This window comes from Altericroceibacterium xinjiangense (assembly GCF_003958635.1).
Classification (GTDB): domain Bacteria; phylum Pseudomonadota; class Alphaproteobacteria; order Sphingomonadales; family Sphingomonadaceae; genus Altericroceibacterium_A; species Altericroceibacterium_A xinjiangense.
The window spans coordinates 1-25,500 of record NZ_RSEK01000010.1 but is presented as its reverse complement, the minus strand read 5'-3'; the positions used below and the strand labels follow the sequence as shown (position 1 = coordinate 25,500).

Genomic DNA, 25,500 nt, shown 5'->3' with positions numbered 1-25,500 from the left:
GGCTGCCCGGGCCGATCGGCGCACGGGCGGGGTACGCGCCTAAGGGCGCGTAAGTCGAAGCAGCGAAAGAAGCTCATGCCGGTGCATAAGCCACTGCCTATGCGCAAGGACAGGGGTTTGTCCAGATGAAACCCTCCGCCGTTTCGGGCGGAGGGTTATCGTGCAGGCGCTTACCGCTTTTCGAACGCGGCGCTGATGTCCAGTTCGACTGCGTCGGACACGAACGGTGCGGCAAAGTTGATGCCGTAGTCGGTGCGGTTAATCGTGGTCGTCCCCTCGAAGCCGACCGTCGCCACCTGGCTCATCGGGTTGGCGCCGGCGCCGGTGAAGCGGGCGGCGATGGTGACGGGCTTCGTTACCCCGTTCAGCGTCAGATTGCCGGTGATGTCGGCCGTGGTCGGTCCGTTGCGCGTCACTTGTGTCGAAACGAAGCGGGCGGGCTGCGGTTCGGCGCCGAAGAAGTCCGGGGTCTTTCCGTCCGCGCCGGGGCGCAGCAAGTGATCGCGCAGTCCCTGGCTGGCCACCACCAGCGAAGAGATCGGGATCGTCACGTCCAGCTTCGCCGCTCCGGGGTTCGCCGGATCGATCGCCAGATTGCCTTCGACGTTGCCGAAGATGCCGAAGTAATCGTTGAAGCCGAAGTGATTGACTCGCCACCCCACCAGGGTGTGGCCCGGATCCACCGTGTAAGTGCCGGCCGTGACGCGGGTCGCGTCCATCGTGCCGGGCAGTTGCGGAGCAGTCTGCGCCTGCAGAGCGCCGACCGAAACCAACGCCGCGCCAGCAGCGGCAAGCGACAGGGTCCATTTACGCATGTTCAGTCTCCCATGACCTTTCAACCAGTCTGGCTCGGGAGATAGATAATGTCCACCAGCGATCAAGCAGGGGGCGAAACTGGCCGTGCCGGTCCGGAGGTGAAAGCCTGAACGTGCGGCACGAAAAAGGGGGAGCGGTTTGCGCCGCTCCCCCTTCGATCATCCAGTCCGAATGGATCAGTTCTTGTCCTTGTCCACCAGCTTGTTGGCGGTGATCCAGGGCATCATCCCGCGAAGCTGGGCACCGGTCTGTTCGATCGGGTGTTCGCCCTGCCGCTTGCGCGCGGCCTTCATTTCCGGGTTGCCGACGGCGTTGTCGAGCATGAAGCGCTGAACGAAGCGGCCGGACTGGATGTCCTCCAGCACGCGCTTCATTTCCGCCTTCGTCTCGTCGGTGATCACGCGCGGGCCGGTGTGGTAATCGCCGTATTCCGCGGTGTTGGAGATCGAATAGCGCATGTTCGCGATCCCGCCTTCGTACAGCAGGTCCACGATCAGCTTGGTTTCGTGCAGACACTCGAAGTACGCCATTTCCGGAGCGTAGCCGGCTTCCACCAGCGTTTCGAACCCGGCCATGATCAGGTGGGTGATGCCGCCGCACAGCACGGCCTGCTCACCGAACAAGTCGGTTTCGCACTCTTCCTTGAAGGTCGTCTCGATGATGCCCGAACGGCCGCCGCCGACGCCGCAGGCATAGGCGAGGGCGACATCGTGCGCGTTGCCGCTGGCGTCCTGGTGGATGGCGACCAGGCAGGGAACGCCGCCGCCGCGCTTGTATTCGCTGCGCACGGTGTGGCCCGGACCCTTCGGTGCGATCATGATTACATCGATGTCGTCGGAAGGCTCGATAAGGCCGAAGTGCACGTTGAGCCCATGCGCAAAAGCAAGCGCCGCGCCCTTCTTCATCCTGCCCTTCAGGTCGTTGTTCCAGATCGCCGCCTGATGCTCATCGGGCGCAAGCATCATCAGGATATCGGCCCACTCGGCAGCTTCGGCGTTCGACAGAACCTTGAACCCGGCGTCTTCCGCCTTCTTGGCGCTGGCCGATCCGGCGCGCAGCGCGATGGCGACGTCCTTCACGCCCGAATCCCGCAGGTTCTGCGCGTGGGCGTGGCCCTGGCTGCCATAGCCGATGATCGCGATCTTCTTGTCCGTGATCAGGTTCAGGTCGCAATCGGCGTCGTAGTAGACTTTCATTTCTCGATTCCTTGCCATTTTCCGTCATGCCGGACCGGGTCCGGCATCATGCTGCCTCTCGCACCGTCAGCGCCCGGGACAAGGTGGAACCCGGAGCGCGTCATCCGACAGCGCTGTTCGAAAATCCGGGTTCAGGCCCCTTCGGTGCCCCGCATCATGCCGACGATCCCGGTCCGCCCGACCTCGACCAGTCCAAGTTCGCGCATCAGGGCGACGAAGTTGTCGATCTTGTCCGGCGCGCCGGTCAGTTCGAAGATGAAGCTGGAGGTGGTGATGTCGACCACGCTCGCGCGGAACACTTCGGCCAGGCGCAACGCCTCGACTCGCTTCTCACCCGTTCCGGCAACCTTGACCAGCGCCAGCTCCCGCTCGACATGCGGGCCGGCTTCGGTCAGGTCCGTCACCCGGTGGACCGGCACCAGCCGTTCCAGCTGCGCCCGAATCTGGTCGATCACCGGCGGCGGGCCGTTGGTGACGATGGTGATGCGGCTGACCGCGTGGTCTTCCGAGATATCGGCCACGGTCAGGCTGTCGATGTTGTACCCGCGCGCGGTGAACAGCCCTGCGATCTTGGCAAGGATGCCGGCCTCGTTGTCGACCGTGACGGTCAGAACGTGCCGCTCGGATTCGCGATGCTGTATCTTCATCACACCAGCGCCTTCGCTTCGTCTTCCATCGTGCCCGCAACCTGATCGCCGTAAAGCAGCATTTCGGTATGCGCCGCGCCCGAGGGGATCATCGGGAAACAATTCGCGTCCTTCGACACCTGGCAATCGACCATCACCGGCCCGTCATGCGCCAGCATTGCCTCGATCCCGGCGTCGAGCTGGCTTTCGTTCTCGATCCGGATGCCCTTCCAACCATAGCTTTCTGCCAGCTTCACGAAGTCCGGCAGGCTGTCCGAATAGGAATTGGAGTAGCGGCTTTCATAGGTCAGTTCCTGCCACTGCCGGACCATGCCCATGTATTCGTTGTTGAGGATGAACACCTTCACCGGCAGGCGGTACTGGGTGGCCGTGGCCATTTCCTGGATGTTCATCTGGATTGAGGCTTCGCCCGCGATGTCGATCACCAGATCGTCCGGGTGGCCAAGCTGCGCGCCGATCGCGGCGGGCAGGCCATAACCCATCGTGCCCAGTCCGCCGGACGTCAGCCAGCGGTTGGGGGACGAAAAGCCGAAGTACTGCGCTGCCCACATCTGATGCTGGCCGACTTCGGTGCTGATGATCGGCGTGCGGGCCTTGGTCAGTTCATACAGCCGCTGAACGGCGAACTGCGGCATGATCTTCTCGCCCAATCGGGGATAGGAAAGGCTGTCGCGCGCCTTCCAGCCGGCAACCCGCGCCTTCCACTCTGTCAGGTCGGCGCCCTCGCGGTCGCCCCAGGCCTCGATCAGCTGTTCGAGCACGGTAGCGCAATCGCCGACCACCGGCAGATCGACCGGCACGACCTTGTTGATCGACGCGCGGTCGATATCGATGTGGATCTTGGTCGATTCCGGCGAAAAGGCATCGAGCCGCCCAGTCACCCGGTCATCGAACCGCGCGCCGATGTTCACCATCAGGTCGCACTGGTTCATCGCCATGTTGGCTTCGTAGGTGCCGTGCATGCCCAGCATTCCAAGCCATTCCGGGTCTTCGGCCGGGAACACGCCAAGCCCCATCAGCGTGGAGGTGACGGGTGCGCCGGTCAGGGCCTGCAGCTTGCGCAGCAGCTCCGTCGCGCGCGGGCCGGAATTGACCACGCCGCCGCCGGTGTAGAAGATCGGCCGCTCCGCCTTGGCGAGCAGTTCGATCGCCTGCTCGATTTCCTCACGCGCCGCAGCCTTGCCGGGGTTGTAGCGCTTGGTCCGCTGCGGCTTCGCGGTCGCGTCCGCCATCGTCGCGTGGGCAACCTGCACGTTCTTGGGAATGTCGATCACGACCGGGCCGGGACGGCCGGTGGTCGCGATCTCGAACGCTTCCTCGATCGTCGCGGCGAGATGTTCCGGATCGCGCACGAGGTAATTGTGCTTGGTGCAGTGACGGGTCAGGCCGATGGTGTCCGCTTCCTGGAAGGCATCGGTGCCGATCAGGTTGGTCGCGACCTGCCCGGTGATGACGATCAGCGGTATCGAATCCATGAACGCGTCGGCAATCCCGGTGATCGCGTTGGTCGCGCCGGGCCCGGAGGTAACCAGCACCACCCCGGGCTTCCCGGTCGACCGGGCATAGCCTTCCGCCGCGTGCGCCGCGCCGGCTTCGTGCCGGACAAGGATGTGGCGGATGCGTTGGTCGGAAAACAGCTCGTCATAGATCGGCAGCACGGCGCCGCCAGGATAGCCGAACACGAATTCGACTCCCTGCCGCACCAGGCTTTCGATCAGGATGCCAGCCCCGCTGCGCTCCTCGCTCACGTCACGCTCCTCTTAAAAGATGGACCCAGAGCCGGATAAAAGACCGACTCGGGACCTCGGGAAAAGATGGACCCGGCTACGAGTGACTCGCGCCGGGTCCTCCTCTCCAACTCGTCGCAGGGCACGCCCCGCCTTGACCAGCGATCTAGGCGGTCATTTATATCATGTCAACCGGCTATCTCGACATAATATTACGTTGAAGGCTTCTTCGGAGACATCATGCGTCTCCCGCCTTGGCCAATGCTGCGGCGGCTGGTTCCTGAACCACGTGTACTGCCGCTTGGCATAGTTGCGCGTCGCCTGCTGGCCTCGGAGGATCGCTTCCTCCCGCGACCACTCGCCGTGCAAAAAGCCGGCAATCTCGCGCACCCCGATGGCGCGCATCACGGGTAGGGCAGGGGCCAGATCGCGGGCAAGCAGCGCCTCCACTTCCGCGATGGCGCCGCAGTCCATCATCCGTTCGAACCGGGCGTCGCACCGCTGGTACAACGTCTCGCGGTCGGACAGCAGGATCAGGGGATGCAGGTCGATCTTTGCTGCGATCCCGCCCTCGCGCCGTTCCTGCCAGAAACCCAGCGGCTTGCCGGTAGAGCGGACGACTTCCAGCGCGCGGGCAATCCGCGTGGTGTCGGCGGGATTGAGCGCGGCGGCGCGCTCCGGATCTTCGCCCTGCAACGCGGCAAAGGCTTCAGGCGTGGGGAGGGCGCGAACCTGCTCCCGCACGGCGGGGTCAATTTCCGGCACGGGGGCAATCCCGTCCAGCAGCGTGCGCACGTACAGCCCTGTCCCGCCGACCAGCACCGGCACGGCACCTTCGGCATGGAGCGCGGCGATTTCCCCGCTGGCCGCGTGCGCCCAGTCGGCGGCGGAACACGCCTGCGCCCCGTCCCATGATCCGAACAGGCGATGCTCGATCCCGCGCATGTCGTCTGCGGAGGGGCGGGCGCTGAGCACGGCCAGATCGCGATAGACTTGCGCGCTGTCGGCATTCACCACCACTGCGCGCCGGCCTTGCGCCTCAAGCCGCAAGGCGAGGTCCACGGCCAGATCGCTCTTGCCGCTGGCGGTAGGCCCTGCGATGAGCGCCACCGTTTTTGTTGCTTCAGGAGACAGGCCCTTGCTCATCGCGCGGCTGATAGCAGAACCGAGTACCCTTGCGGCAACCCTCGATGCGGCAACCGCTGTGCTTGAGCGGGAAGGCCTGCCGCTGGCCCACGCCCAGATGAACGATCACTGCGGGGACGTGCTGGAAATGATGCTTCCCGGGGACGACGCGGAAACGCTTCGCCGGGTGCTGGACGAACACTTCAGTCCGTCGGACCTGCTGGTCGTCCGGCAACCGTTCCGTATCCCCAACTTATTCGTCTCCGACATGGATTCGACCATGATCGGGCAAGAATGCATCGACGAACTGGCGGACTTCGCGGGGCTGAAAGACCGCATTTCCGCGATTACGGAACGCGCGATGCAGGGCGAACTCGATTTCGAAAGCGCCTTGCGGGAGCGCGTCGGGCTGCTCGAAGGCCTCGGCCTCGATGCAATCGACACCTGCCTTGCCGAACGGATCGAGCCGATGCCCGGCGCGCGGACACTGGTCGCCACGCTAAAGGCAAAGGGCTGCCGCACGGTGCTGGTTACCGGCGGGTTCCATCACTTCGCCGATCCCGTGGCGGAGCAGCTTGGGTTCGAACGCGTGGTCGGCAACCGGCTCGGCGTCAGCGATGGCAAGCTGACAGGGGCGCTGGCGGGCGCGATCACCGATTCGTCGGTGAAGGAGCAAGTCCTGCGGGACGAGATGGCCCAGCTCGGCCCCGATGCGGTAAGCCTCGCCACCGGGGACGGCGCAAACGACATCCCGATGCTGCGCGCCGCCACCTACGGCATCGCCTACCGCGCCAAGCCCAAGGCGCGGGCAGCCGCCAACGGCTGGATCGACCGGGGCGATCTTACCGCGATCCTGAAACTGCTGGAAATTCCGCGTACCGACTGGGTGATGGGATAAGCGGCAAGCTTCCGCGTCCCCGACTGTCGGTGACGCGGAAGCTGTCTAAGCGTCCATCCAGTCGCGGAAGAAGCTTTCGTGCGCTTCCCGCATGTCGGCCACACCGGCCGGGCTTTCGCCCTCGACCGACCGGAAAACAAGCGCATCCCCGCCGGTTTCGCCCAGCGCCACGGCGGCTAGCCCCGCCGCCTCGGCCGCCTCGATAACCTGAGCGGCTTCGGCGGCAGTCACGACATAACGGGCCTGGTCCTCACCGAACCAGAACGCAGCGGCGGACACGCGGCCTTCGGGCAGGGCGACGTGCGCCCCGATCCCGCCTGCCAGCGCCATTTCGGCCAGGGTGACGGCAAGGCCGCCATCCGCGCAGTCGTGAACCGCAGTGGCCGTCCCGTCCGCAATCAGCGTGCGCACCAGCTCACCCGCGGCGCGCTCCAGCTCCAGCCCGACAGGCGGGGGCGGGCCATCCTTGCGGCCGTGCAGGATGCTGAGGAACAGCGACTGGCCAAGATGCCCGCTTTCCCCGCCGATCAGTACGATCGCCTGCCCTTCGGCCTTGAAGCCGATGGTCGCCATGCCGGCGTAATCGTCCATCAACCCGACGCCGCCGATTGCCGGTGTCGGCAGGATCGCCGATCCGCCGCCGGTCGCCTTGCTTTCGTTGTAGAGCGACACGTTTCCGCTCACGACCGGGAAGTCGAGCGTGCGGCACGCCTCACCCATGCCTTCAAGGCAGCCGACGAACTGGGCCATGATCTCCGGCCGCTGCGGATTGCCGAAGTTCAGGCAATTGGTGATCGCCAGCGGCCGCGCTCCGGTGGCGGACAAGTTGCGATACGCCTCGGCCACGGCCTGCTTGCCGCCCTCGATCGGATCGGCGGCGCAGTAGCGCGGAGTGCAGTCGGTCGTCATCGCCAGCGCCTTGCGCGTGCCGTGCACCCGGACCACCGCCGCATCGCCGCCCGGACCCTGGATGGTGTCCGCGCCGACCTGATTATCGTATTGCTGCCAGATCCACTTGCGCGAAGCGAGCTGCGGGCTGCCGATCATCTTCAGCAGATCCGCGGCAACGTCGTGGCTTTCGGGAATGTCGCTCAGCGGCGCCGGCGTTTCCAGCTGCGCATGCGGCCGGTCGTAGCACGGGGCGTCGTCCGCCAGCGGACCAAGCGGGATGTCGCAGACGACCTCGCCGTTCCATTCCAGCACCATGTGCCCGCCATTCGGGCCGGCTTCGGTCACTTCGCCGATCACCGCGAAGTCCAGTTCCCACTTGCGGAAGATTGCCTCGGCCTCTGCCTCGCGGCCCGGCTTCAGCACCATCAGCATGCGTTCCTGGCTTTCGGACAGCATCATCTCGTAAGGAGTCATCCCCTCCTCGCGGCAGGGGACCTTGTTCATGTCCAGCCGAATGCCCGCGCCGCCCTTGCTCGCCATTTCGACGCTGGAGGATGTCAGCCCCGCCGCGCCCATGTCCTGAATGGCAACGATCGCGTCGGTCGCCATCAGCTCGAGGCACGCTTCGATCAGCAGCTTTTCGGTGAACGGGTCCCCGACCTGCACCGTCGGGCGCTTGGCTTCCGAGTCCTCGCCGAAATCGGCGCTGGCCATCGTCGCCCCGTGGATCCCGTCGCGCCCGGTCTTTGACCCGACATAGACGATCGGATTCCCCACGCCGCTGGCGGCGGAATAGAAGATCTTGTCCGTATCGGCGACGCCCACGGTCATCGCGTTGACCAGGATGTTGCCGTCATAGGCGGGGTCGAAGTTCGTCTCCCCGCCCACGGTCGGCACGCCCACGCAATTGCCGTAGCCTCCGATTCCCGCGACCACGCCCTGCACCAGATGCTTCATCTTGGGATGATCGGGCCGCCCGAAGCGCAGCGCGTTCATGTTCGCGACCGGCCGCGCACCCATGGTGAACACGTCGCGCAGGATGCCGCCGACTCCGGTCGCCGCGCCCTGATACGGCTCGATATAGGAGGGGTGGTTGTGGCTCTCCATCTTGAAGATCGCCGCCTGTCCGTCCCCGATGTCGATCACGCCCGCGTTCTCTCCCGGGCCGCAGATCACCCACGGGGCCTCCGTCGGCAGCTTCTTCAGGTGGATGCGGGAGCTTTTGTAGGAACAATGCTCCGACCACATGACCGAGAAGATCCCAAGCTCGACCAGGTTCGGCTCACGGCCAAGGGCCTTCAGCAGCCGGTCGTATTCTTGCGGGGAGAGGCCGTGCGCCTCGACGGTTTCAGGAGTGATGGTCGCCATGCGCCGCGCCTTAGCGCCGCTCGCGCCCTCGCGCTAGGCTGTTGACCGGCGGCGGCTTCGCGGCCAAACCACGGCGATGCAGGAACAGGGCACGACAATCGCGGAAATGAGCTTCGAGGACGCACTGCGCGCGCTTGAGGACGTTGTCCGCAAACTGGAAACCGGCGAAGTCCCGCTCGAAGAATCGATCAGCCTCTATGAACGCGGGGAACGCCTGCGCAATCATTGCCAGGCGCGGCTCGACGCGGCGCAGGCGCGGATCGAAAAGATCGTCGCCGGGCCGGACGGCAAGGCGACCGGCACCGCGCCCTTCGATGCCGACTGAAGCGATGGGGCTGGTCTTGGCGGACAGCGTCCTGGCGCACGGGCTAAACCGCATCCAGCGCGAAGTGGATGAGGCGTTCGACGAATTCCTCCCGGTGCCGGAAGACAGCCGCGCCCGCTTGGTAGAGGCGATGCGCTATGCCGCGATCGGCGGCGGAAAGCGCGTGCGCCCGCTGCTGCTGGTCAGCACGGCGGAACTGTACGGAGTAGCGCGCAGCGCGGCCCTGCGCGCTGCCTGCGCGATTGAGGCGATCCACGTCTATTCGCTGATTCACGACGATCTGCCGTGCATGGACGATGACGATCTGCGCCATGGAAAGCCTACGGTGCACAAGGCGTTCGACGACGCGACGGCGGTACTGGCAGGCGATGCGCTGCATGCCTTTGCGTTCGAACTGCTTTCCGCCCCGGAAATGAGCAGCGACCCGTTCGTGCGTGGAAACCTCGTCCACACGCTCGCCGTCGCCAGCGGCCAAGGCGGCATGGCCGGCGGGCAGATGATGGACATGGCCGCGGGCAGCGAATCGTTCGACCTGCACACGATCACACGGCTGCAGCAGCTGAAGACCGGGGCTTTGCTGGGCGCGTCGGTGGAAATGGGCGCGATTCTCGGCCACGTTCCGCCGGAAGGCCGGGTTCACTTGCGCGCCTACGCCCGCGACATCGGCCTCGCGTTCCAGATCGCGGACGACTTGCTCGACCACGAAGGGGATGAGGAAAAGGCCGGCAAGGCGCTGCGCAAGGACGCCGGGCAGGGCAAGCAGACGTTCGTTTCCCTGATGGGCCCTGACGGCGCGCGCCAGCAAGCCCGCGCTCTGGTGGACCAGGCGATCGGCCACTTGTCGGTGCACGGCGATGAAGCCGACCTGCTGCGCGCGCTCGCCCGCTTTGTCGTTGAGCGGGACCGGTAGATGCCCGGAAAGGAACGAGTCGGGATCTACCCCGGCACCTTCGATCCGATCACGCTGGGGCACGCGGACATCATCCGGCGCGGGGCCAAGCTGGTCGACCGGCTGATTATCGGCGTCACCACCAACTCCTCCAAGACGCCGATGTTCACACCGGACGAACGGATCGAGATGGTACGTGCCGAGGTGGAACGGCTGGGCGTGCCGAACGCGGACGTGGTCGGCTTCAACGCGCTGCTGATGAAATTCGCCGAGCGTCAGGGGGCGAACATCATCATCCGCGGCCTGCGCGCGGTGGCTGACTTCGAATACGAATACCAGATGGCAGGCATGAACCAGCAGCTCAGCGCCAGAATCGAAACGGTGTTCCTGATGGCCGACGTGTCGCTGCAGCCGATCGCGTCGCGGCTGGTCAAGGAAATCGCGCGCTTCGGCGGCGAGATCGCCCCCTTCGTCAGTCCGCAGGTCCGCGATCTGGTGGAAGCGCGGGTGCAGCAGAACGGCCCAAAGGGCGACTACTAGGGCGCTTCCGAAGCAGCGGATATCGCCTGCGCACGCGGAAATCGCACATACGCGGCACAGGGGCGGCCGATCCGATGCAGCGGATGGAACGTCGCCCCGGCCCATATTCGTTCATTGCACCGTCAGCGCCCGGCCGGTAACGCGCGGCTGCAAAGTTCCACAGGACCGTTCTTTATATGTCGAAACGCCTGGCGCTCGCGCTGCTGCCCTTCCTGTTCGCCGTCTCGCCGAACGTCGCTTCCGCACAGGAGGCGCAGACTCCCGCGCCTGCGCAGGATGTCTCCACCCAGCCGGCCCGGATGCGGGCGGCGGTGAACTTCGATGCCACGCAGGATCTCGAGAATATCCTGTACCTCGATCTGTCGAACGGACAGCGCGTCGCGATCCGCCTGATGCCCGATTGGGCACCGGGTCATGTCGAACGGATCAAGACACTGGCCCGGCAGGGCTTCTATGACGGGATCGTGTTTCACCGCGTGATCGACGGTTTCATGGCGCAGACCGGCGATCCGACCGGCACGGGGGAGGGCGGATCGCCGCTTCCCGACCTCAAGGCCGAATTCAACCCGATGCCGCACGTGCGCGGCACGGTGTCGATGGCCCGCGCGGCGAGCGAGGACAGCGGCAACAGCCAGTTCTTCATCGTGTTCTATCCACGTTTCACGCTGGACCGGAAGTACACCAACTTCGGCCGCGTGATCGGCGGGATGAATGCAGTCGACGCGATCGAGCGGGGCGAGCCGCCCACTAACCCGACCCGCATCCTCCAGGCCTCGATTGCGTCCGACAACAAGCCGCAGGTCCTTCCCGCGCCCGCCGCTCCGCAAGCCGCGGAAGTGACGGCAGACGAACTGAGCAACTCGCTCAGCCAGTAAGGTTCGTTGAGGCCTGAGCTTGTCGAACGCGGCCCGTTGACCTAGCGGCGCATCATGCGTGTCGACCTGTTCGATTTCGATCTTCTGCCGGAAAGGATCGCCCTGCGCCCCGTGCGGCCGCGCGATGCGGCGCGCCTGCTGGTGGCCCAAGGGGACACGCCCCTCGCTGATCGCCAGGTGCGCGACCTGCCGGATCTGCTCCGTCCGCAGGACGTGCTGGTGTTCAACGATACCCGTGTGATCCCCGCTCAGCTGGAAGGGCAGCGAGGGGACGCGCGGATCGGCACGACGCTCCACAAGCGGATCGACCTGCGCCGCTGGCAGGCCTTCGTCCGCAACGCCAAGCGCCTGCGGGATGGGGACCGGATCGATTTTCCGGCTGGCGTCAGCGCACTCGCGGAAACGCGGCACCCGGACGGCAGCTGGACGCTTTGCTTCGAAGGGGATGAACCGGTCGAAGTGCTGCTGGAGCGCGCAGGACGTATGCCTTTGCCGCCCTACATCGCCCGCAAGCGCGACACGGACGATCAGGACCGGTCCGATTACCAGACGATCTTCGCGGAAAAGGATGGCGCGGTGGCAGCGCCCACGGCCGCGCTGCACTTCACACCCGATCTGCTCAACCGGCTGCAGGATGTTGGAATCGCACGCGAAACGTTGACGCTGCATGTCGGGGCAGGCACGTTCCTGCCGGTGAAGGCGGACGATACCGAAGCGCACACGATGCACGCCGAATGGGGCCGGATCGATCCCGAGACCGCCGACCGGCTGAACGCCGCCCGCCGCGCAGGTGGACGGTTGATAGCAGTCGGCACCACCGTCCTGCGCCTGCTGGAAAGCGCGGCGGATGAGCACGGCACGATCCACCCGTTCGAAGGCGACACGTCGATCTTCATCACCCCAGGATACGCTTTCCGCGCCATCGACGGGCTGATGACCAACTTCCACTTGCCCCGGTCCACCTTGTTCATGCTGGTCTCGGCCCTCATGGGGCTGGACCGGATGCAGGCCGTCTACGCCCATGCGATCGAGCATGAATACCGGTTCTACAGTTACGGGGATTCGTCTCTCCTGCTGCCGTGAGCGATGCAGCGCGGACGCTTTCCTACAGCCGCCAAAGTCTGGCCCAGTGCCAGGATGCTCGAACCTGCCGATGTGCCCCCGAACGCCTGCGCAACTTTCAGCAACCCGGACGCACGAACATTTTATTTTCTTCGCGGAACGCAAAGCGTCAACTTTGCCTCCCAAGTTCTTGATGTGGCGGGACAAACAAGGCCGACACCGGGATGTAGGACATGTCAGGTGTGTCAACCTCGACCCACCGGGCATCAAGAGCGGGGCGCAGGCCTCTTGCAATCGCGGGGCCTCCCGCCATCCTCCCGCCCGTGTCCGAACCGATTCTCGACATCCGTGGCTTGTCCAAAACCTATAAGGGCGGCCTGACCGCGCTGGAGCACATCGACCTGACGATCCGCCGGGGAGAAATCTTCGCGCTGCTCGGGCCGAACGGGGCCGGCAAGACCACGCTGATCGGCGCGGTCTGCGGACTGGTGCGGCCAAGCGGCGGGACGATCCACGCCTTCGGGCAGGACCTCAGCACCCGCTGGCGGTCCTTGCGTCGCCGGATCGGCCTCGTCCCGCAGGAACTCGCGCTGGACATGTTCGATACCGTGTCCCGCACCGTCAATTACTCGCGGGGCATGTTCGGCTGCCCGCCGGATCCGCAGCGGATCGAATCCGTGCTGCGCTCCCTGTCCCTGTGGGACAAGCGGGACGCCAAACTGCGGGAGCTTTCGGGCGGAATGAAGCGCCGCGTGCTGATCGCCAAGGCGCTGTCCCACGATCCCGACCTCCTGTTCCTGGATGAACCGAGCGCCGGGGTGGACGTGGAACTGCGGCGGGACATGTGGCAGCAGATCGGCGAACTGCGCGCCCGCGGCACCACCATCATACTCACGACCCACTACATAGAGGAAGCCGAGGAAATGGCTGACCGGGTGGGAGTGATCAACAAGGGCCGGATCCTGCTGGTGGATGAGACCCGCGCCATCATGGGCCAGCTTGGCCGGACGGAAGCGCGCTTCACGCTGGAAACCCCGCTCGCCGCTCTTCCGGCCGCGCTCCAGTCCTTCCCGCTGGCCCTGGAGGACGGCGGCGGCCTGCTGGTCTATCGCGGCGGCGATGGCAGTGGCAAGGGCAAGCGGGAAGTCGCTGACCTGACGCGCGCGCTGGTAGCCGCCGACATAGACTTCATCGCGCTGGAAACCGCGCAGTCCAGCCTGGAGGAAATCTTCGTCGGACTGGTCAAAAACCGGGAGAAGGCGGCGTGATCAACTGGCGCGGCGCCTACGCCATCTTCTGGCATGAACTGATGCGCGCGTTCCGCACCGCGTTCGGCTCAATCATCGCGCCGGTGCTGACCACCTCGCTCTACTTCATCGTGTTCGGCGCGGCGATCGGCGGACGGATCAACGAGATCGACGGCATTCCCTACGGCGCCTTCATCGTGCCCGGATTGCTGATGCTGACGCTGCTTTCCGAAAGCACCTCCAACGCCAGCTTCGGTATCTACATGCCACGCTTCACCGGTGCGATCTACGAGTTGCTGTCGGCTCCGGTCGGCGTTCCGGAAACCCTGATCGGCTTTGTCGGAGCGGCCGCGGCCAAGTCCCTGATACTGGCCGCGATCATCCTGGCGACGGCAACGCTGTTCGTCGATTACACGATAGTCCACCCTGTGCTGGCGATCGGGTATATCCTGATGGTCTCGGCGGCGTTTTCGCTCTTCGGGTTCATCCTCGGCATCTGGGCCGACGGTTTTGAGCGGCTGCAGATCGTGCCGCTGCTGATCCTCACTCCGCTGACGTTCCTTGGCGGAACGTTCTATTCGATCGACATGCTGGGCCAGCCGTGGCGGGCGATCGCGCTGGCGAACCCAATTGTCTATCTCGTCAATGGCTTGCGCTGGACTTTTAGCGGAACGTCGGATGTGAACATCTGGCTCTCGTTCGGCATGACGCTGGGGTTCCTGGCCGTCTGCGTGGGGATCATCACCTTCATCTTCCGGACCGGCTGGCGGCTCCGGGATTGAAACTGCCTTCCTTCGCAGCACTTGCTGAGAGCGAAGTGAATTGGAGGCAGTAAGGGGGTGGGCGAGGCTGGAAACTCGGTCGAGCACATGGAGTTTGCGGGCCTCGACCATTACACTGGAGGTGCGGCCGAACGCCCGAGGATGCTGCGGGAGATCGGCCGCGACCTGGGCACGCCGTTGAAGTAGCATTCCTTTTTTGCAGTGGCGATTGTGCGGCGGAGGCGCTAGCGAGAGCGGCGAATGAAGCCTGCTCTGATTGTCACCCGTTCCGGTATGGTGCTGTTTGCGCTGGCCATGCTGCCACTGCGAGCCCATGCAGAACTGCCCGACCCCGTCAGGGCGATGATCGAAGCCGCGATCGCTACAGGTGATCCCGCGAAGGTCACGACTGTGGTTGAAATCGCGGAGCAAACCAACCCCGACGGGCTAAAGGAGATTGCCGTCCTCCACCGCGGGTTTCTCGATCGACAAGCCCGTCTCGCTCGCGTCCAGGAGGAACGTGAGAAAGCCGATATCCGCCAGGCGAGCTTACTGGAGAACTGGGGAGGCAAGGGGCAGATCGGTGCTTTCCAATCCTCCGGCAACAGCCCGACGGCCGGCATCAGTGCCTCGCTCGCGCTCGCGCGGGAAGGGCTGACCTGGACTCACAAGCTGAGCGGTGCCGTGGATTACCAAAGCAGCAGCGGACAGGTCACGCGAGAACAGTATCTGTTCGCCTATGAGCCGCGCTACAAGATTAGCCCCGCGTTGTTCGTGTTTGGGCTTGGCCAGTTCGAAAGCGACCCGGTTCAGGGATTTTCCTCGCGCTACGCCCTCTCGGCGGGGATCGGTGGCCGAGTGCTGGACAGGGAAGACCTTGCGCTGTCGATCAAGACAGGTCCGACCTGGCGGCGAACGGACTTCCTTACCGGGCCCGAAGACAATCATCTCGCAGGCTTGGCCGCGCTCGACCTGGATTGGCAGGTGACTCCGCGCATCTCCTTAACGGAGGATGCCAACCTCGTGATCGAACAAGGCAACACGAGCGTCCTGTCCACGACAGGTTTGGAAACTGGCATCGGTAACGACTTGAAAGCGCGGGTCTCCTATACGTTCGATTACGACAGCGATCCGCCTGCCGGCGCGGTCACGACCGACACCTTGACTCGCTTCACTCTGGTATACGACTTCTGACCGATGACCCGTTTTGCATTCACGATCCACGCCACCGACGGCGAAGCCCGGACCGGCACGATAGCCATGGAACGCGGGGAAATCCGCACACCAGCGTTCATGCCTGTGGGCACGGCCGCTACAGTCAAGGCGATGAAGCCGGAAAGCGTGCGGGCAACAGGGGCGGACATCATCCTTGGCAACACCTATCACTTGATGCTTCGCCCTGGCGCGGAGCGAGTGGAAAGGCTGGGCGGGCTTCACCGGTTCATGAACTGGCCGCGCCCGATCCTGACGGACAGCGGCGGATATCAGGTTATGAGCCTCGCCGCCCTGCGAAAGCTGACCGAGGACGGCGTCGAATTCCGCAGCCACATAGACGGCTCGAAGCACATGCTGACCCCAGAGCGATCGATGGAGATCCAGCGGAAGCTCGGGTCTGACATTGTAATGGCGTTCGACGAATGCCCCCGCGCCGACCAGGGACGGGAGGTGATCGCATCCTCGATGGAGCTGTCGATGCGGTGGGCCCGCCGCAGCCGGGATGCGTTCGACACCGGAGTGGAGCACGCAAGCCGATCCGCGCTATTCGGGATCCAGCAAGGCGCGCTGGACGAAGAACTGAGACGGCAAAGCGCGGAGGCTCTGACCGCAATCGGCTTTGACGGATATGCGATCGGCGGGCTTGCGGTGGGTGAGGGGCAGGAGGCGATGTTCGCCACGCTCGACTTTGCCCCGAACCAGCTTCCGACGGACAAGCCGCGCTACCTGATGGGGGTGGGAAAGCCAGATGATATAGTCGGCGCGGTAGAGCGCGGTGTCGACATGTTCGATTGCGTGCTGCCGACGCGGTCAGGCCGTAACGGGCAAGCGTTCACCTGGAATGGCCCGCTTAACCTCAGAAATGCGCGCTTCGCGGAAGATGCGTCCCCGCTGGATGAGCGATGCTCCTGTCCGGCCTGCAGCAGCTATAGCCGGGCCTACCTGCACCACCTCGTCAAAGCCCACGAGATGCTCGGCGCGATGCTGATGACCGAACACAACCTGCACTTCTATCAGCAGCTGATGAAAGGATTGCGGCACGCCATCGCAGAAGGACGCCTTGCACTTTTCGCCAGCGACTTCCGGCGCAGTTACATGGCAGCCTGATCGGCCATTTCCGCGGTTTCGAGCTCAGTGCCCGGATAGGCTACGAAACGGCCGGTCCGGCTGTCCAAGAAACCTGCACCGATCGCATTGGCGAAGCGTTGCGCCTGCCGCACGTCGTCATACCATTTGCCGACCCGATGGGGGGTCACAAAACGAAATCTTTTCATGATACTTATGAAACGCCCAAGATCATCTTGGGTTTCCGCGAGTACGCAGTTGACGGTGATTAAATAAAAAGGGCGGCCACGATGGGCCGCCCTTCCAAAAACCGTGAAAAGATTATCAGCGTGAGTAGAATTCGACCACGAGGTTCGGTTCCATCGTCACCGGGTAAGGCACTTCGTCCAGCGTCGGAACGCGGGTCAGGGTTACCTTGTCGGTACCGTCCGGAGTGACGTAATCGGGGATATCACGCTCGGGTAGGCTTTGCGCTTCGATCACCAGCGCCATTTCCTTCGCCTTGTTACCGAGGCTGATCACGTCGCCCACGCTGACGCGGCGCGATGCGATGTTGCAGGTCACGCCGTTCACGCGAATATGACCATGGCTGACGATCTGACGCGCGGACCAGATGGTCGGGGCGAACTTCGCGCGATAGACCACCATGTCCAGCCGCTGTTCCAGCAGACCGATCAGGTTCTGACCGGTATCGCCCTTCATGCGCGACGCTTCCTGATAGGTGCGCTTGAACTGCTTTTCCGTCACGTCGCCGTAGTAGCCCTTCAGCTTCTGCTTGGCGCGAAGCTGGATGCCGTAGTCGCTCATTTTCCCCTTGCGGCGCTGACCGTGCTGGCCAGGGCCGTAGGAGCGGCGGTTTACGGGGCTGTTCGGGCGACCCCAGATGTTTTCACCCATCCGCCGGTCGAGTTTGTGCTTGGCGCTGTTGCGCTTCGACATGAGTCGTCTCCAATTTGCTGGCGCCGCCGTGGACAATCCAAGGCTTTGGCGCATGTAACCCGGTATCGCACCGACGAACCTGATGTTCGTCGCGGCCACCGCTTCACCGGGATGCGGAGCCAATCGCGAGCGGCGCACATGGCCGCTCAGTGTCTGAAAGTCAACTCGGAGGTTTCAGCCGCCAGTGCCGAACCGTGAACCGCTTGTCATACCCCGTTGCGAAACCTCGTCGTTGGCCCGCTTCGCCTCTTCCGCCACCGCCTTCCACTCCTCCGCCGTGCGGCAAATCCGCCTTTTTGCGAGGCGCGATCCGATAGTCTCCTCAACCTTGCAGATCTTGGCGCTCTTGTCGGCGGGCGACTTTTCTTCTGGCGGGGCTGCTACGGCTCCAGAAGCCGAGCTGACAACGAGTAATCCCGCTAACCAATAGGTCTTCATGGCCGCGATCCTTTCAGTTGAGACCAGTTCGCCATCAACACCCTCGCGGGAGGAAAAGTCAAGGTGAAGCGAGCGGTCCCGCCACGGAGGGTGGCGGGCTGCCGAACACTCAATCTTTTCTGGACGCCCTCTCAAGCGTGGAAAGCACCCCGCGCATTGTGCGGACTTCCAAGTGATTCCAGCCGGGCTTGGTCAGCATGGACCGCAACGTGCGCCGCGTCGATGCAGCTCGGGATTCTGGCAGGAAGTACCCTTTGGGCTCGAGCATCTGCTCGAAGTGGCCGATGAGGCGGTCGAGTTCTTCCTGGGGAGCAGGCGGAAGCTCTTGCTCAGCGGTCGGCTGTGCAAGCTCGCGGTGTTTCGACCATTCGTAGGCGCAGAGAATAACTGCCTGAGCGAGATTGAGGGATCCGAATTCAGGATTGATCGGAACGGTGACGATCGCCCGGGCCAGAGCCACATCATCGGTTTCCAGTCCGGAGCGTTCGGGCCCGAACAGGATGGCGGTACGCCCCTGACCGCCCGCTATCTCGCGCGCGGCTTCCTCCGGTGTGTAGACAGGCTTGGTGACGCCGCGCTTGCGCACCGTGGTTGCATAGACATGGCGGCAATCCGCGACGGCATCCGCCACGGTTTCGAACACTTGCGCCTGCTCAAGCACGGTGTCCGCCCCTGCGGCTGCCGGACCCGCTTCGGGATTGGGCCAGCCATCGCGAGGATGAACGAGGCGCAATTCGGTCAGCCCGAAGTTGAGCATCGCGCGCGCTGTCTTGCCGATGTTCTCGCCAAGTTGCGGGCGAACCAGCACAATTGCCGGGTTATCAGGCTTTGTCGGCATTCCGTCCGCCCGCTTCCTGTATTGCGCTCGCGAAATCCTCAAAATCCTTGGGTTCCGCGAAATCGCGATAGACGCTGGCAAAACGGATATACGCTACACTGTCGAGCTGGCGCAGCCCGTCCATGACCATTTCCCCGATCATCGCAGAGGATATTTCGCTTTCGCCCAATGTCTCGACTCGCCGCTGGATGCCTGAGACGAGCTGGTCCAGTCGTTCCTGCGCGATGCCGCGCTTGCGACAGGCGAGCGCGACCGACTGGTCGAGTTTTGCACGATTAAATGGATCGCGTTTCCCGCCGCTCTTGATCACGGTGACTTCGCGGAGTTGCACGCGCTCGAACGTGGTAAATCGCGCGCCGCAGCTTTCGCATTGGCGGCGACGGCGGATCGCGGCGCTGTCTTCGGTAGGCCGGGAATCCTTTACCTGGCTGTCCTCATGCGCACAAAACGGGCAGCGCATTCGTCAGCGATTGATCCGGTTGTAGAGCGCATAGCCTGCGCCTGCAACGAGACCGATGGGCCAGCTGACGATAGGCAGCAGGCCGCCTGCCAGCGCCCCAATCGCCGCGCCTGCCAGCACGGGCTTGGTCGAGGGATGCTTCATTCCGCCCTTGGCCATGCCGGTTACTTCCTGGCGGGCTTCGGTGATCAGATCAGAGCTCTTCTTCATTGCTTATCTCCCCGGGTAGACTGGAAACTCTTCACACAGTTCGGAGACGCGCCGGCGTACGCTCTGTTCCACCTGAGCATCGCCTTGCTCTCCGTTCCGGTGCAGGCCTTCTATCACTTCGGCGATCAGCTGCCCCACCTTGCGGAACTCCGCGGGGCCGAAACCCCGTGTCGTCCCGGCGGGAGTACCAAGCCGGATCCCGGACGTCTGCGCCGGCGGCAAGGCGTCGAAGGGGACCGCGTTTTTGTTGCAGGTCAGGTACGCCCGCTCGAGCGCCTTCTCTGCGGCCTTGCCAGTTACCTGGCGGGACGAAAGGTCGGCCAGCATCAAGTGGTTGTCCGTGCCGCCGGAGACGATGCCGACGCCATGTTCCTGTAAACTGGCAGCGAGAGCCTTGGCGTTCTCCACTACGGATTGCGCATAAACCTTGAACTCTGGTCGCAGCGCTTCTGCCAGAGCGACGGCCTTCGCCGCGATCACGTGCACCAGGGGGCCGCCCTGCATCCCGGGGAAAACCGCCGAATTGAACTTCTTCGCCAACGCTTCGTCGTCGGTAAGAATGATGCCGGACCGCGGTCCGCGCAGGCTCTTGTGGGTCGTGCTGGTGGCAACATGAGCATGGGGGAAGGGGGCGGGGTGCACACCGCCTGCCACCAGCCCCGAGAAATGCGACATGTCCACGAGAAGCCAGGCCCCGACTTCGTCGGCGATCTGGCGGAACGCTGCGAAGTCCCATTGGCGCGGGTACGCGGTGGCGCCGGCGATGATCAGCTTCGGTTTGTGCTCGTGCGCGAGGCGGGCGACCTGCTCCATATCGAGCAGCTGGTCTTCCCGCCGCACCCCATAGCTTACCGCGTTAAACCACTTGCCGCTCATGTTCACGGGAGACCCATGCGTAAGGTGTCCGCCGGCTGACAAATCCAAGCCCATGAAGGTGTCGCCGGGCTGCAACAGCGCCAGGAACACGGCCTGGTTCATCTGGCTGCCGGAATTCGGCTGCACGTTGGCGAAGTTGCAGCCGAACAGCTGCTTCGCTCGCTCGATCGCAAGATTTTCGACGACGTCCGCGTACTCGCAGCCGCCGTAGTAGCGGCGCCCGGGGTAACCTTCGGCGTACTTGTTGGTAAAAATCGAACCGGTCGCTTCCAGCACAGCTTTGCTGGCGATGTTCTCGCTCGCAATAAGCTCGATACGGCTGCGCTGCCGCGCCAGCTCACCGCGAACGGCTGCGAACACTTCGGGATCCGCCTGTTCCAGTCCATCGTGCCAGAAGCGGTTCGTTACGTCGCCGTGGGGCAGGGCAGTCGGCATCGTCGGGGTCGTCTCGGCCATCTAGCGGGCCTCCTGGTGAATGCGAGAGAGTTTTTCGACCCGGCGAGCATGGCGCTGGCCGCCGAAAGGGGTTTCGAGAAAAGCGGTAACGCAGGCCTTGGCCATTTCTAGGCCAATCATTCGCGCCCCGAGAGCGAGGGCGTTGGCATCATTGTGCTCACGGCAGAGCTGCGCCGAAAGCGGTTCCGACACCAAGGCGCAGCGCACGCCCGGACTGCGGTTGACGGCGATCGAAATCCCAATCCCGCTACCGCAGAGGGCAATCCCGCGCTCAGCACGTCCGGCGGTGAGGTGGTCGGCCAGCTTGTACCCGTAGTCGGGATAATCGACCGAATCTTCGCCCCCCGGGCCGAGATCGTCGACCTCGTGGCCAAGATCGGACAGCCAGCGGACAAGCTCGGCCTTCATGGTGAAGGCCGCATGATCGGAAGCAATGGCGATGCGCATGGCTGCGTCTTTTCTGCTTGGAGTTTCTCGTTCGACTGCCCTTAGGCGCATGGATGCGGCGATGCCAACCCCATCCGCGCGAAGCGGCTGCACGGCTCAACGTAACGAAATTTCCTTTCCCGTGGAGGAAAGGAAAGATCGTCCCCGCTTGCGTGACCTCGCCTGATCACCCCCGGGTATTGAACCCCGGCCAGTTCCCCCATAGGCTGGAGGGATGACTGAAGCAGACTATCACCGTTACGTCGAAGCCTTCAACGCGCGCGACTACGCGACGCTGGAAACGTTCTTCGCCGACGATTTCGCGCTGGAGAACGCCGGCTTCCGAGTGGAGGGCAAGCCAGCGTTCCGCGAGTTCTATCGCTTCTTCCACGAATATTGCAGGGAGGAAGTCCTGTTCCGGGGGTTTTATCCCGGACAAGACGGGTTCGTCGCCAACGTGGTGATCCGCTTCACCGGACTGAAGGACCTCAGCCCCGATGTTTTGGCGCAGAAGGGCTACCAGGGCATGAGCACAGTACCCAAAGGCGCTACGGTGGATGTCGAGTTCCTCATCCTGTACCTGCTGAATGAGCAGGGCCTGATCCACCACATCAAGGGCGCAGTCTGGGTTCCAGCAGCGAGTTGAATGGAGAGGGCGCTTGCCCCAATGAGCATCTCTTCGCGAGCGACGCCAACGACCGGTTTATCCTGAAAGGTCGGCGCCGGTTTCCGAGAGACTTCCATGGCCGGCGCGCGGCACCCGCGCCACAATCCGGCAATGCAGGCCTTCAGGATCGAATTCCATCACCACCTTGCTGTCCTTACCTGAACCCAGGCCCCGGTGGATCAACCTCGTCCCGAAGCCACGGCGCGTGGGCTCGGTCACCCGCGGCCCGCCACGCTCGATCCAGTCGATTGTCAGCAAGTCGCTTTCGCCCCCGCTCGCCAGTCTCCAGCTGACGACGATCCGTCCTTCCGCCCCCAACGATTGCGACTGCGACAACGCGCCATACTTGATCGCATTGGTGGCGAGTTCGTGCACGATCATGGCGAGGGACACCGCCGTCTGCGGATCGAGCGAAAAATCGGGACCAGACAAGTGGAAACGCGAAACGTCCGATCCCGCCGTTGCCTCGATCGAATTCCTGACCGTCTCGTGCAAGTAAGCGGCTTTCCAGTTGTGCGAGGTGAGCAAGCTGTGGGCTGCCGCGAGAGCGTTCAGCCGCGCATCGAAGGTCTGCCGGGCCTCATGGGAATTTTCCACGCGCCCGAACGACTGGGCCGCGAGACCCTGCACGATCGCGAGCGTGTTCTTTACCCGATGATTGAGCTCGTGGATCAGCAGCTTCTGGCGCTCGGCGGCTTCTGCTTCATCCGTTACGTCGTGCCCTAACACGAAGATTCCGGTGATCTGCCCCTCGTCGTCGGAGATCGGCTGGAAGATGAAATCGACGAACCGTTCTTCCGTCCTGTCCCGAGCTTCGTTGCGCAGCAAGATCGGCTGTCGGCGGCCCACGTAGGGAGCGCCACTGCGGTAGACGTCGTCCAGCAGTTCGATGAAACCCTGAGCTACGACTTCGGGCAGCGCCTCGGCCACCTGCTGCCCCTCGACGTCCCGTCGACCGACGAGCTGACGGTAGGCGGCGTTCGCCAGTACGAACCGGTATTCCTGACCGCTGAGGATCGCAACAAAGCCGGGCGCCTGCTCGAACAGGCTTTTTAACCGCTTGCTTTCCAGGGTGAGGTCGCGGTTACGGGCCTGGACCGCGCTGGCACGTTTCACCAAACCCATCTCATCCCGCAAGCGGCGCAAACCGTGCAGCTCGGTGACATCCACCGTGTGCTGCAGGATGTACTCGACTTGCCCTGCGGTGTCCTTCAGAGGCGAGCTGGTCGCGCTCCAGTAGCGCACATCCATACTGCCGTCCGGGTTGCGGATATCGTACCGGATCAGGGCCAGCTCCTCCGAGTTGCCGCTTACCAGAACATTGCAGAGCGAGCGCTGGAGCATCTGATAGCTTTCGGAAGCGGGGTCGCTGGGGAAAGCTTCAAATAAGGGTTGTCCGATGATTTCATGCCGCCTGCTCATCGTCGCACGAAGGTAGGCATCGTTCATCCAGACGATCGAGAAATCCCGGTCGAGAACGACGTACGGATTAGGCGAACTTGCGCACAGTGTTTTGAAATCGATCGGGATGGGCAGCTCCTGCTCGTAGGCACAGGCCGCATGTGCCCCACTTGCTGAACCGATCAGTGCCTACCAAGGTTCCGCAGGCAGAAACACCAGCCGGGGTGTTCGCCCGGCTGGGATGCCTAGAAACAGCCGCTTCGGCAGGAGCCCTGTTACTGATCCAGGAAGCTGCGCATTTTCCGCGAACGGCTCGGATGCTTCAGCTTCCGGAGCGCCTTGGCTTCGATCTGGCGGATACGTTCGCGGGTGACGGAGAACTGCTGCCCGACTTCTTCCAGCGTGTGATCGGTGTTCATGCCGATGCCAAATCGCATGCGCAGTACCCGTTCCTCTCGCGGGGTCAGGCTGGCAAGGACACGCGTGACCGTTTCCTTGAGATTGGCCTGGATCGCGGCATCGACCGGGATGATCGCGTTCTTGTCCTCGATGAAGTCGCCGAGATGCGAATCCTCTTCGTCCCCGATCGGCGTTTCGAGGCTGATCGGCTCCTTGGCGATCTTCATCACCTTGCGAACCTTCTCCAGCGGCATGGAAAGCCGCTCGGCCATTTCCTCCGGCGTCGGCTCCCGGCCTTGTTCATGAAGGAACTGGCGGCTGGTGCGGACCAGCTTGTTGATCGTCTCGATCATGTGGACCGGGATGCGGATCGTACGCGCCTGATCGGCGATCGAGCGAGTGATCGCCTGCCGGATCCACCAGGTCGCATACGTGCTGAACTTGTAGCCGCGGCGGTACTCGAACTTATCGACCGCTTTCATCAGGCCGATGTTCCCTTCCTGGATGAGGTCCAGGAACTGCAATCCGCGGTTAGTGTACTTTTTGGCGATCGAGATCACCAGGCGCAGGTTCGCCTCGACCATTTCCTTCTTGGCAATGCGCGCCTCGCGCTCCGCCTTCTGGACCATGTTCACGATCCGGCGGAACTCCGTCAGGCTCATACCCGTCGCGGCAGCGATGTCGGCGATCTCGGCCCGGATACGCTCGACCGCGTCAGCTTCATTCGCGGCGAACGCGGTCCACTTCTTGTCCTTCTTCGCCATCTGCTGGAGCCATGCTTCGTCCAGCTCATTTCCGACGTACTGCTGCAGGAAGTCCGCGCGCTTGACCTTGTGCCGCTCCGCCAAGCGCAGCAGCTGGCCGCCAAGAGCGGTCAGGCGCCGATTGAAGGCGTAGAGATTGTCGACCAGGTACTCGATCTTGGTCGCGTGGAACTGCACGCTTTCGACCTCGGCCGTCAGCTGCTCACGCAGGTCTTCGTACTTCTTTTCCTTGGCGGCAGGGAAGTCGTCGCCCCGGCCGAGAACATCCACGCGCTCCGCTTGGATCTTCTCGAACTTCTTGAACAAGTCGGTGATCCGGGCGAACTTTTCCAGCGCTTCGGGCTTCAGCGCCGCTTCCATCTGGGCAAGGCTGAGGGTGTTGTCCTCCTCGTCCTCCTCCTCGCGGCGGCGGCCATTGCCTTCGCCTTCCGCGTCTTCGGAATCGTCCTCGTCCTCGACGTCTTCGTCCTCCTTGTAGGAGGGGCCGGCGGTTTCCTCGCTGATCTCGCCGTCGTCGTCGCCGTCTTCTTCCATCTTGTCGACGGGCGGCTCTTTTGAGAGCATCGCATCGAGATCGACGATCTCGCGCAGCTGCATCTCGCCGTTGTTGAGTGCCTCGGACCACATGATGATGGCGTGGAAGGTGATCGGGCTTTCGCACAAGCCCATGATCATCGTGTCGCGACCGGCCTCGATCCGCTTGGCGATGGCGATTTCGCCCTCGCGGCTGAGCAGTTCGACCGCGCCCATTTCGCGCAAGTACATCCGGACCGGGTCATCCGTCCGGTCGGTGCTTTCCTTGCGCGGCTTTTCAGGAACGTTCTGCTTCGGTTCGCTGGCTTCCGCTTCCGAAGAGCTGATTTCCTCGACGTCCGATTCGTCGTCGTCGGAATCGTCTTCCTCCTGTGCGTCGTCATCGTTTTCGACGATGTTGACGCCCATTTCCGAGATCGCGGACATCACGTCTTCGATCTGGTCG

27 protein-coding genes are annotated in these 25,500 nt (G+C 63.6%); 11 read left to right on the top strand and 16 right to left on the bottom strand.

Annotated elements, in window-relative coordinates; translation table 11 throughout:
- Positions 1 to 170: 170 nt before the first annotated feature.
- The 5 genes from ELY13_RS11700 to miaA form a co-directional block, all read right to left on the bottom strand.
- The gene (locus ELY13_RS11700; protein ID WP_126174110.1) at positions 171 to 815 is read right to left on the bottom strand and encodes a YceI family protein; all 645 of its coding nucleotides are present in this window, start codon (positions 813 to 815) and stop codon (positions 171 to 173) included.
- 177 nt (positions 816 to 992) lie between these two features.
- Positions 993 to 2,012, bottom strand: a complete 1,020-nt coding sequence (ilvC, locus tag ELY13_RS11695; RefSeq protein ID WP_126174109.1) for a ketol-acid reductoisomerase — start codon at positions 2,010 to 2,012, stop codon at positions 993 to 995.
- Positions 2,013 to 2,143: 131 nt separating this feature from the next.
- Complete coding sequence (ilvN, locus tag ELY13_RS11690) at positions 2,144 to 2,659, bottom strand: acetolactate synthase small subunit (RefSeq protein WP_126174108.1); 516 nt, start codon at positions 2,657 to 2,659, stop codon at positions 2,144 to 2,146.
- Positions 2,659 to 4,407: a biosynthetic-type acetolactate synthase large subunit gene (gene ilvB, locus ELY13_RS11685; protein WP_126174107.1), complete on the bottom strand. Its 1,749-nt coding sequence runs from the start codon at positions 4,405 to 4,407 to the stop codon at positions 2,659 to 2,661. The genes ilvN and ilvB overlap by 1 nt, the downstream gene beginning before the upstream one ends.
- Before the next feature lie 162 nt (positions 4,408 to 4,569).
- Entirely contained in the window at positions 4,570 to 5,532 is a 963-nt protein-coding gene (miaA, locus tag ELY13_RS11680) for a tRNA (adenosine(37)-N6)-dimethylallyltransferase MiaA (protein WP_126174106.1), read from the bottom strand.
- Between miaA and serB the strand changes: the two genes are divergently transcribed.
- Positions 5,525 to 6,409, top strand: coding sequence for a phosphoserine phosphatase SerB (serB, locus tag ELY13_RS11675; protein ID WP_126174105.1), 885 nt, complete (start codon positions 5,525 to 5,527; stop codon positions 6,407 to 6,409). The genes miaA and serB overlap by 8 nt on opposite strands.
- Positions 6,410 to 6,454: 45 nt before the next feature.
- Here serB and purL read toward each other — a convergent pair whose 3' ends face one another.
- Complete coding sequence (purL, locus tag ELY13_RS11670; RefSeq protein ID WP_126174104.1) at positions 6,455 to 8,668, bottom strand: phosphoribosylformylglycinamidine synthase subunit PurL; 2,214 nt, start codon at positions 8,666 to 8,668, stop codon at positions 6,455 to 6,457.
- Between the two features lie 76 nt (positions 8,669 to 8,744).
- Here purL and ELY13_RS11665 point away from each other — a divergent pair, with 76 nt between their 5' ends.
- The 9 genes from ELY13_RS11665 to tgt all read left to right on the top strand — a co-directional run bounded on the left by ELY13_RS11665 (position 8,745) and on the right by tgt (position 16,689).
- Positions 8,745 to 8,993 carry an exodeoxyribonuclease VII small subunit gene (locus ELY13_RS11665; RefSeq protein WP_126174103.1) on the top strand — a complete coding sequence of 83 codons (249 nt, stop codon included), beginning with the start codon at positions 8,745 to 8,747 and terminating at the stop codon, positions 8,991 to 8,993.
- Entirely contained in the window at positions 8,983 to 9,903 is a 921-nt protein-coding gene (locus ELY13_RS11660; protein ID WP_420897425.1) for a polyprenyl synthetase family protein, read from the top strand. The genes ELY13_RS11665 and ELY13_RS11660 overlap by 11 nt, the downstream gene beginning before the upstream one ends.
- Positions 9,904 to 10,422 (top strand): pantetheine-phosphate adenylyltransferase, encoded by a 519-nt coding sequence (gene coaD / locus ELY13_RS11655; RefSeq protein WP_126174102.1) that lies wholly within the window; start codon positions 9,904 to 9,906, stop codon positions 10,420 to 10,422. It abuts the gene before it with no gap.
- A 176-nt stretch (positions 10,423 to 10,598) separates the two neighbouring features.
- Positions 10,599 to 11,297 (top strand): peptidylprolyl isomerase, encoded by a 699-nt coding sequence (locus tag ELY13_RS11650; protein WP_126174101.1) that lies wholly within the window; start codon positions 10,599 to 10,601, stop codon positions 11,295 to 11,297.
- Between the two features lie 54 nt (positions 11,298 to 11,351).
- Complete coding sequence (queA, locus tag ELY13_RS11645) at positions 11,352 to 12,380, top strand: tRNA preQ1(34) S-adenosylmethionine ribosyltransferase-isomerase QueA (RefSeq protein WP_126174100.1); 1,029 nt, start codon at positions 11,352 to 11,354, stop codon at positions 12,378 to 12,380.
- Positions 12,381 to 12,682: 302 nt separating this feature from the next.
- On the top strand, positions 12,683 to 13,627 hold the full coding sequence (locus ELY13_RS11640) for an ABC transporter ATP-binding protein (RefSeq protein ID WP_241233673.1): 945 nt from the start codon (positions 12,683 to 12,685) through the stop codon (positions 13,625 to 13,627).
- Positions 13,624 to 14,388, top strand: a complete 765-nt coding sequence (locus ELY13_RS11635; protein WP_126174098.1) for an ABC transporter permease — start codon at positions 13,624 to 13,626, stop codon at positions 14,386 to 14,388. Before ELY13_RS11640 ends, ELY13_RS11635 begins: the two co-directional genes overlap by 4 nt.
- A gap of 240 nt (positions 14,389 to 14,628) precedes the next feature.
- Positions 14,629 to 15,561, top strand: a complete 933-nt coding sequence (locus ELY13_RS11630; protein ID WP_241233672.1) for a DUF481 domain-containing protein — start codon at positions 14,629 to 14,631, stop codon at positions 15,559 to 15,561.
- 3 nt (positions 15,562 to 15,564) lie between these two features.
- Positions 15,565 to 16,689: a tRNA guanosine(34) transglycosylase Tgt gene (tgt, locus tag ELY13_RS11625; protein WP_126174097.1), complete on the top strand. Its 1,125-nt coding sequence runs from the start codon at positions 15,565 to 15,567 to the stop codon at positions 16,687 to 16,689.
- On the opposite strand, the gene ELY13_RS11620 is transcribed toward tgt, so the two are convergent.
- The 8 genes from ELY13_RS11620 to rpiB all read right to left on the bottom strand — a co-directional run bounded on the left by ELY13_RS11620 (position 16,674) and on the right by rpiB (position 21,311).
- Positions 16,674 to 16,838 (bottom strand): hypothetical protein, encoded by a 165-nt coding sequence (locus tag ELY13_RS11620; protein ID WP_241233671.1) that lies wholly within the window; start codon positions 16,836 to 16,838, stop codon positions 16,674 to 16,676. The two genes, tgt and ELY13_RS11620, sit on opposite strands and share 16 nt — an antisense overlap.
- A 133-nt stretch (positions 16,839 to 16,971) precedes the next feature.
- Positions 16,972 to 17,586, bottom strand: a complete 615-nt coding sequence (rpsD, locus tag ELY13_RS11615) for a 30S ribosomal protein S4 (RefSeq protein ID WP_126174095.1) — start codon at positions 17,584 to 17,586, stop codon at positions 16,972 to 16,974.
- A 174-nt stretch (positions 17,587 to 17,760) separates the two neighbouring features.
- Positions 17,761 to 18,024, bottom strand: a complete 264-nt coding sequence (locus ELY13_RS11610; protein ID WP_126174094.1) for a hypothetical protein — start codon at positions 18,022 to 18,024, stop codon at positions 17,761 to 17,763.
- A 109-nt stretch (positions 18,025 to 18,133) separates the two neighbouring features.
- Positions 18,134 to 18,862, bottom strand: a complete 729-nt coding sequence (locus ELY13_RS11605) for an RNA methyltransferase (protein ID WP_126174093.1) — start codon at positions 18,860 to 18,862, stop codon at positions 18,134 to 18,136.
- Positions 18,846 to 19,322: a transcriptional regulator NrdR gene (gene nrdR, locus ELY13_RS11600; protein WP_126174092.1), complete on the bottom strand. Its 477-nt coding sequence runs from the start codon at positions 19,320 to 19,322 to the stop codon at positions 18,846 to 18,848. Before nrdR ends, ELY13_RS11605 begins: the two co-directional genes overlap by 17 nt.
- A gap of 3 nt (positions 19,323 to 19,325) precedes the next feature.
- A complete protein-coding gene (locus ELY13_RS11595) occupies positions 19,326 to 19,532 on the bottom strand; it encodes a hypothetical protein (RefSeq protein WP_126174091.1) in 207 nt (68 codons plus the stop codon).
- Between the two features lie 3 nt (positions 19,533 to 19,535).
- Positions 19,536 to 20,864: a serine hydroxymethyltransferase gene (glyA, locus tag ELY13_RS11590; RefSeq protein ID WP_277600656.1), complete on the bottom strand. Its 1,329-nt coding sequence runs from the start codon at positions 20,862 to 20,864 to the stop codon at positions 19,536 to 19,538.
- On the bottom strand, positions 20,865 to 21,311 hold the full coding sequence (gene rpiB / locus ELY13_RS11585) for a ribose 5-phosphate isomerase B (RefSeq protein ID WP_126174090.1): 447 nt from the start codon (positions 21,309 to 21,311) through the stop codon (positions 20,865 to 20,867). It lies immediately after the preceding gene.
- A gap of 214 nt (positions 21,312 to 21,525) precedes the next feature.
- Here rpiB and ELY13_RS11580 point away from each other — a divergent pair, with 214 nt between their 5' ends.
- Positions 21,526 to 21,936, top strand: a complete 411-nt coding sequence (locus tag ELY13_RS11580) for a nuclear transport factor 2 family protein (RefSeq protein WP_126174089.1) — start codon at positions 21,526 to 21,528, stop codon at positions 21,934 to 21,936.
- Positions 21,937 to 21,993: 57 nt separating this feature from the next.
- Here ELY13_RS11580 and ELY13_RS11575 read toward each other — a convergent pair whose 3' ends face one another.
- Together ELY13_RS11575 and rpoD are read right to left on the bottom strand one after the other, a co-directional pair.
- On the bottom strand, positions 21,994 to 23,466 hold the full coding sequence (locus ELY13_RS11575) for a PAS domain-containing protein (RefSeq protein WP_277600658.1): 1,473 nt from the start codon (positions 23,464 to 23,466) through the stop codon (positions 21,994 to 21,996).
- 167 nt (positions 23,467 to 23,633) lie between these two features.
- Positions 23,634 to 25,500: RNA polymerase sigma factor RpoD (rpoD, locus tag ELY13_RS11570; RefSeq protein ID WP_126174087.1), on the bottom strand; the 1,867-nt coding region annotated here is incomplete at its 5' end.

Bases quoted from the DNA above. Each gene is read 5' to 3' on its own strand.
- ELY13_RS11610 (WP_126174094.1), bottom strand. From the start codon at position 18,024: ATGAAGACCTATTGGTTAGCGGGATTACTCGTTGTCAGCTCGGCTTCT.
- queA (WP_126174100.1), top strand. From the start codon at position 11,352: ATGCGTGTCGACCTGTTCGATTTCGATCTTCTGCCGGAAAGGATCGCC.
- ELY13_RS11580 (WP_126174089.1), top strand. From the start codon at position 21,526: ATGACTGAAGCAGACTATCACCGTTACGTCGAAGCCTTCAACGCGCGC.
- miaA (WP_126174106.1), bottom strand. From the start codon at position 5,532: ATGAGCAAGGGCCTGTCTCCTGAAGCAACAAAAACGGTGGCGCTCATC.
- tgt (WP_126174097.1), top strand. From the start codon at position 15,565: ATGACCCGTTTTGCATTCACGATCCACGCCACCGACGGCGAAGCCCGG.
- glyA (WP_277600656.1), bottom strand. From the start codon at position 20,864: ATGGCCGAGACGACCCCGACGATGCCGACTGCCCTGCCCCACGGCGAC.
- coaD (WP_126174102.1), top strand. From the start codon at position 9,904: ATGCCCGGAAAGGAACGAGTCGGGATCTACCCCGGCACCTTCGATCCG.
- purL (WP_126174104.1), bottom strand. From the start codon at position 8,668: ATGGCGACCATCACTCCTGAAACCGTCGAGGCGCACGGCCTCTCCCCG.
- ilvC (WP_126174109.1), bottom strand. From the start codon at position 2,012: ATGAAAGTCTACTACGACGCCGATTGCGACCTGAACCTGATCACGGAC.
- rpsD (WP_126174095.1), bottom strand. From the start codon at position 17,586: ATGTCGAAGCGCAACAGCGCCAAGCACAAACTCGACCGGCGGATGGGT.
- ELY13_RS11660 (WP_420897425.1), top strand. From the start codon at position 8,983: ATGCCGACTGAAGCGATGGGGCTGGTCTTGGCGGACAGCGTCCTGGCG.
- ilvN (WP_126174108.1), bottom strand. From the start codon at position 2,659: ATGAAGATACAGCATCGCGAATCCGAGCGGCACGTTCTGACCGTCACG.
- ELY13_RS11650 (WP_126174101.1), top strand. From the start codon at position 10,599: ATGTCGAAACGCCTGGCGCTCGCGCTGCTGCCCTTCCTGTTCGCCGTC.
- ELY13_RS11665 (WP_126174103.1), top strand. From the start codon at position 8,745: ATGCAGGAACAGGGCACGACAATCGCGGAAATGAGCTTCGAGGACGCA.
- rpiB (WP_126174090.1), bottom strand. From the start codon at position 21,311: ATGCGCATCGCCATTGCTTCCGATCATGCGGCCTTCACCATGAAGGCC.
- nrdR (WP_126174092.1), bottom strand. From the start codon at position 19,322: ATGCGCTGCCCGTTTTGTGCGCATGAGGACAGCCAGGTAAAGGATTCC.
- ELY13_RS11595 (WP_126174091.1), bottom strand. From the start codon at position 19,532: ATGAAGAAGAGCTCTGATCTGATCACCGAAGCCCGCCAGGAAGTAACC.
- ELY13_RS11605 (WP_126174093.1), bottom strand. From the start codon at position 18,862: ATGCCGACAAAGCCTGATAACCCGGCAATTGTGCTGGTTCGCCCGCAA.
- ELY13_RS11700 (WP_126174110.1), bottom strand. From the start codon at position 815: ATGCGTAAATGGACCCTGTCGCTTGCCGCTGCTGGCGCGGCGTTGGTT.
- ELY13_RS11630 (WP_241233672.1), top strand. From the start codon at position 14,629: ATGAAGCCTGCTCTGATTGTCACCCGTTCCGGTATGGTGCTGTTTGCG.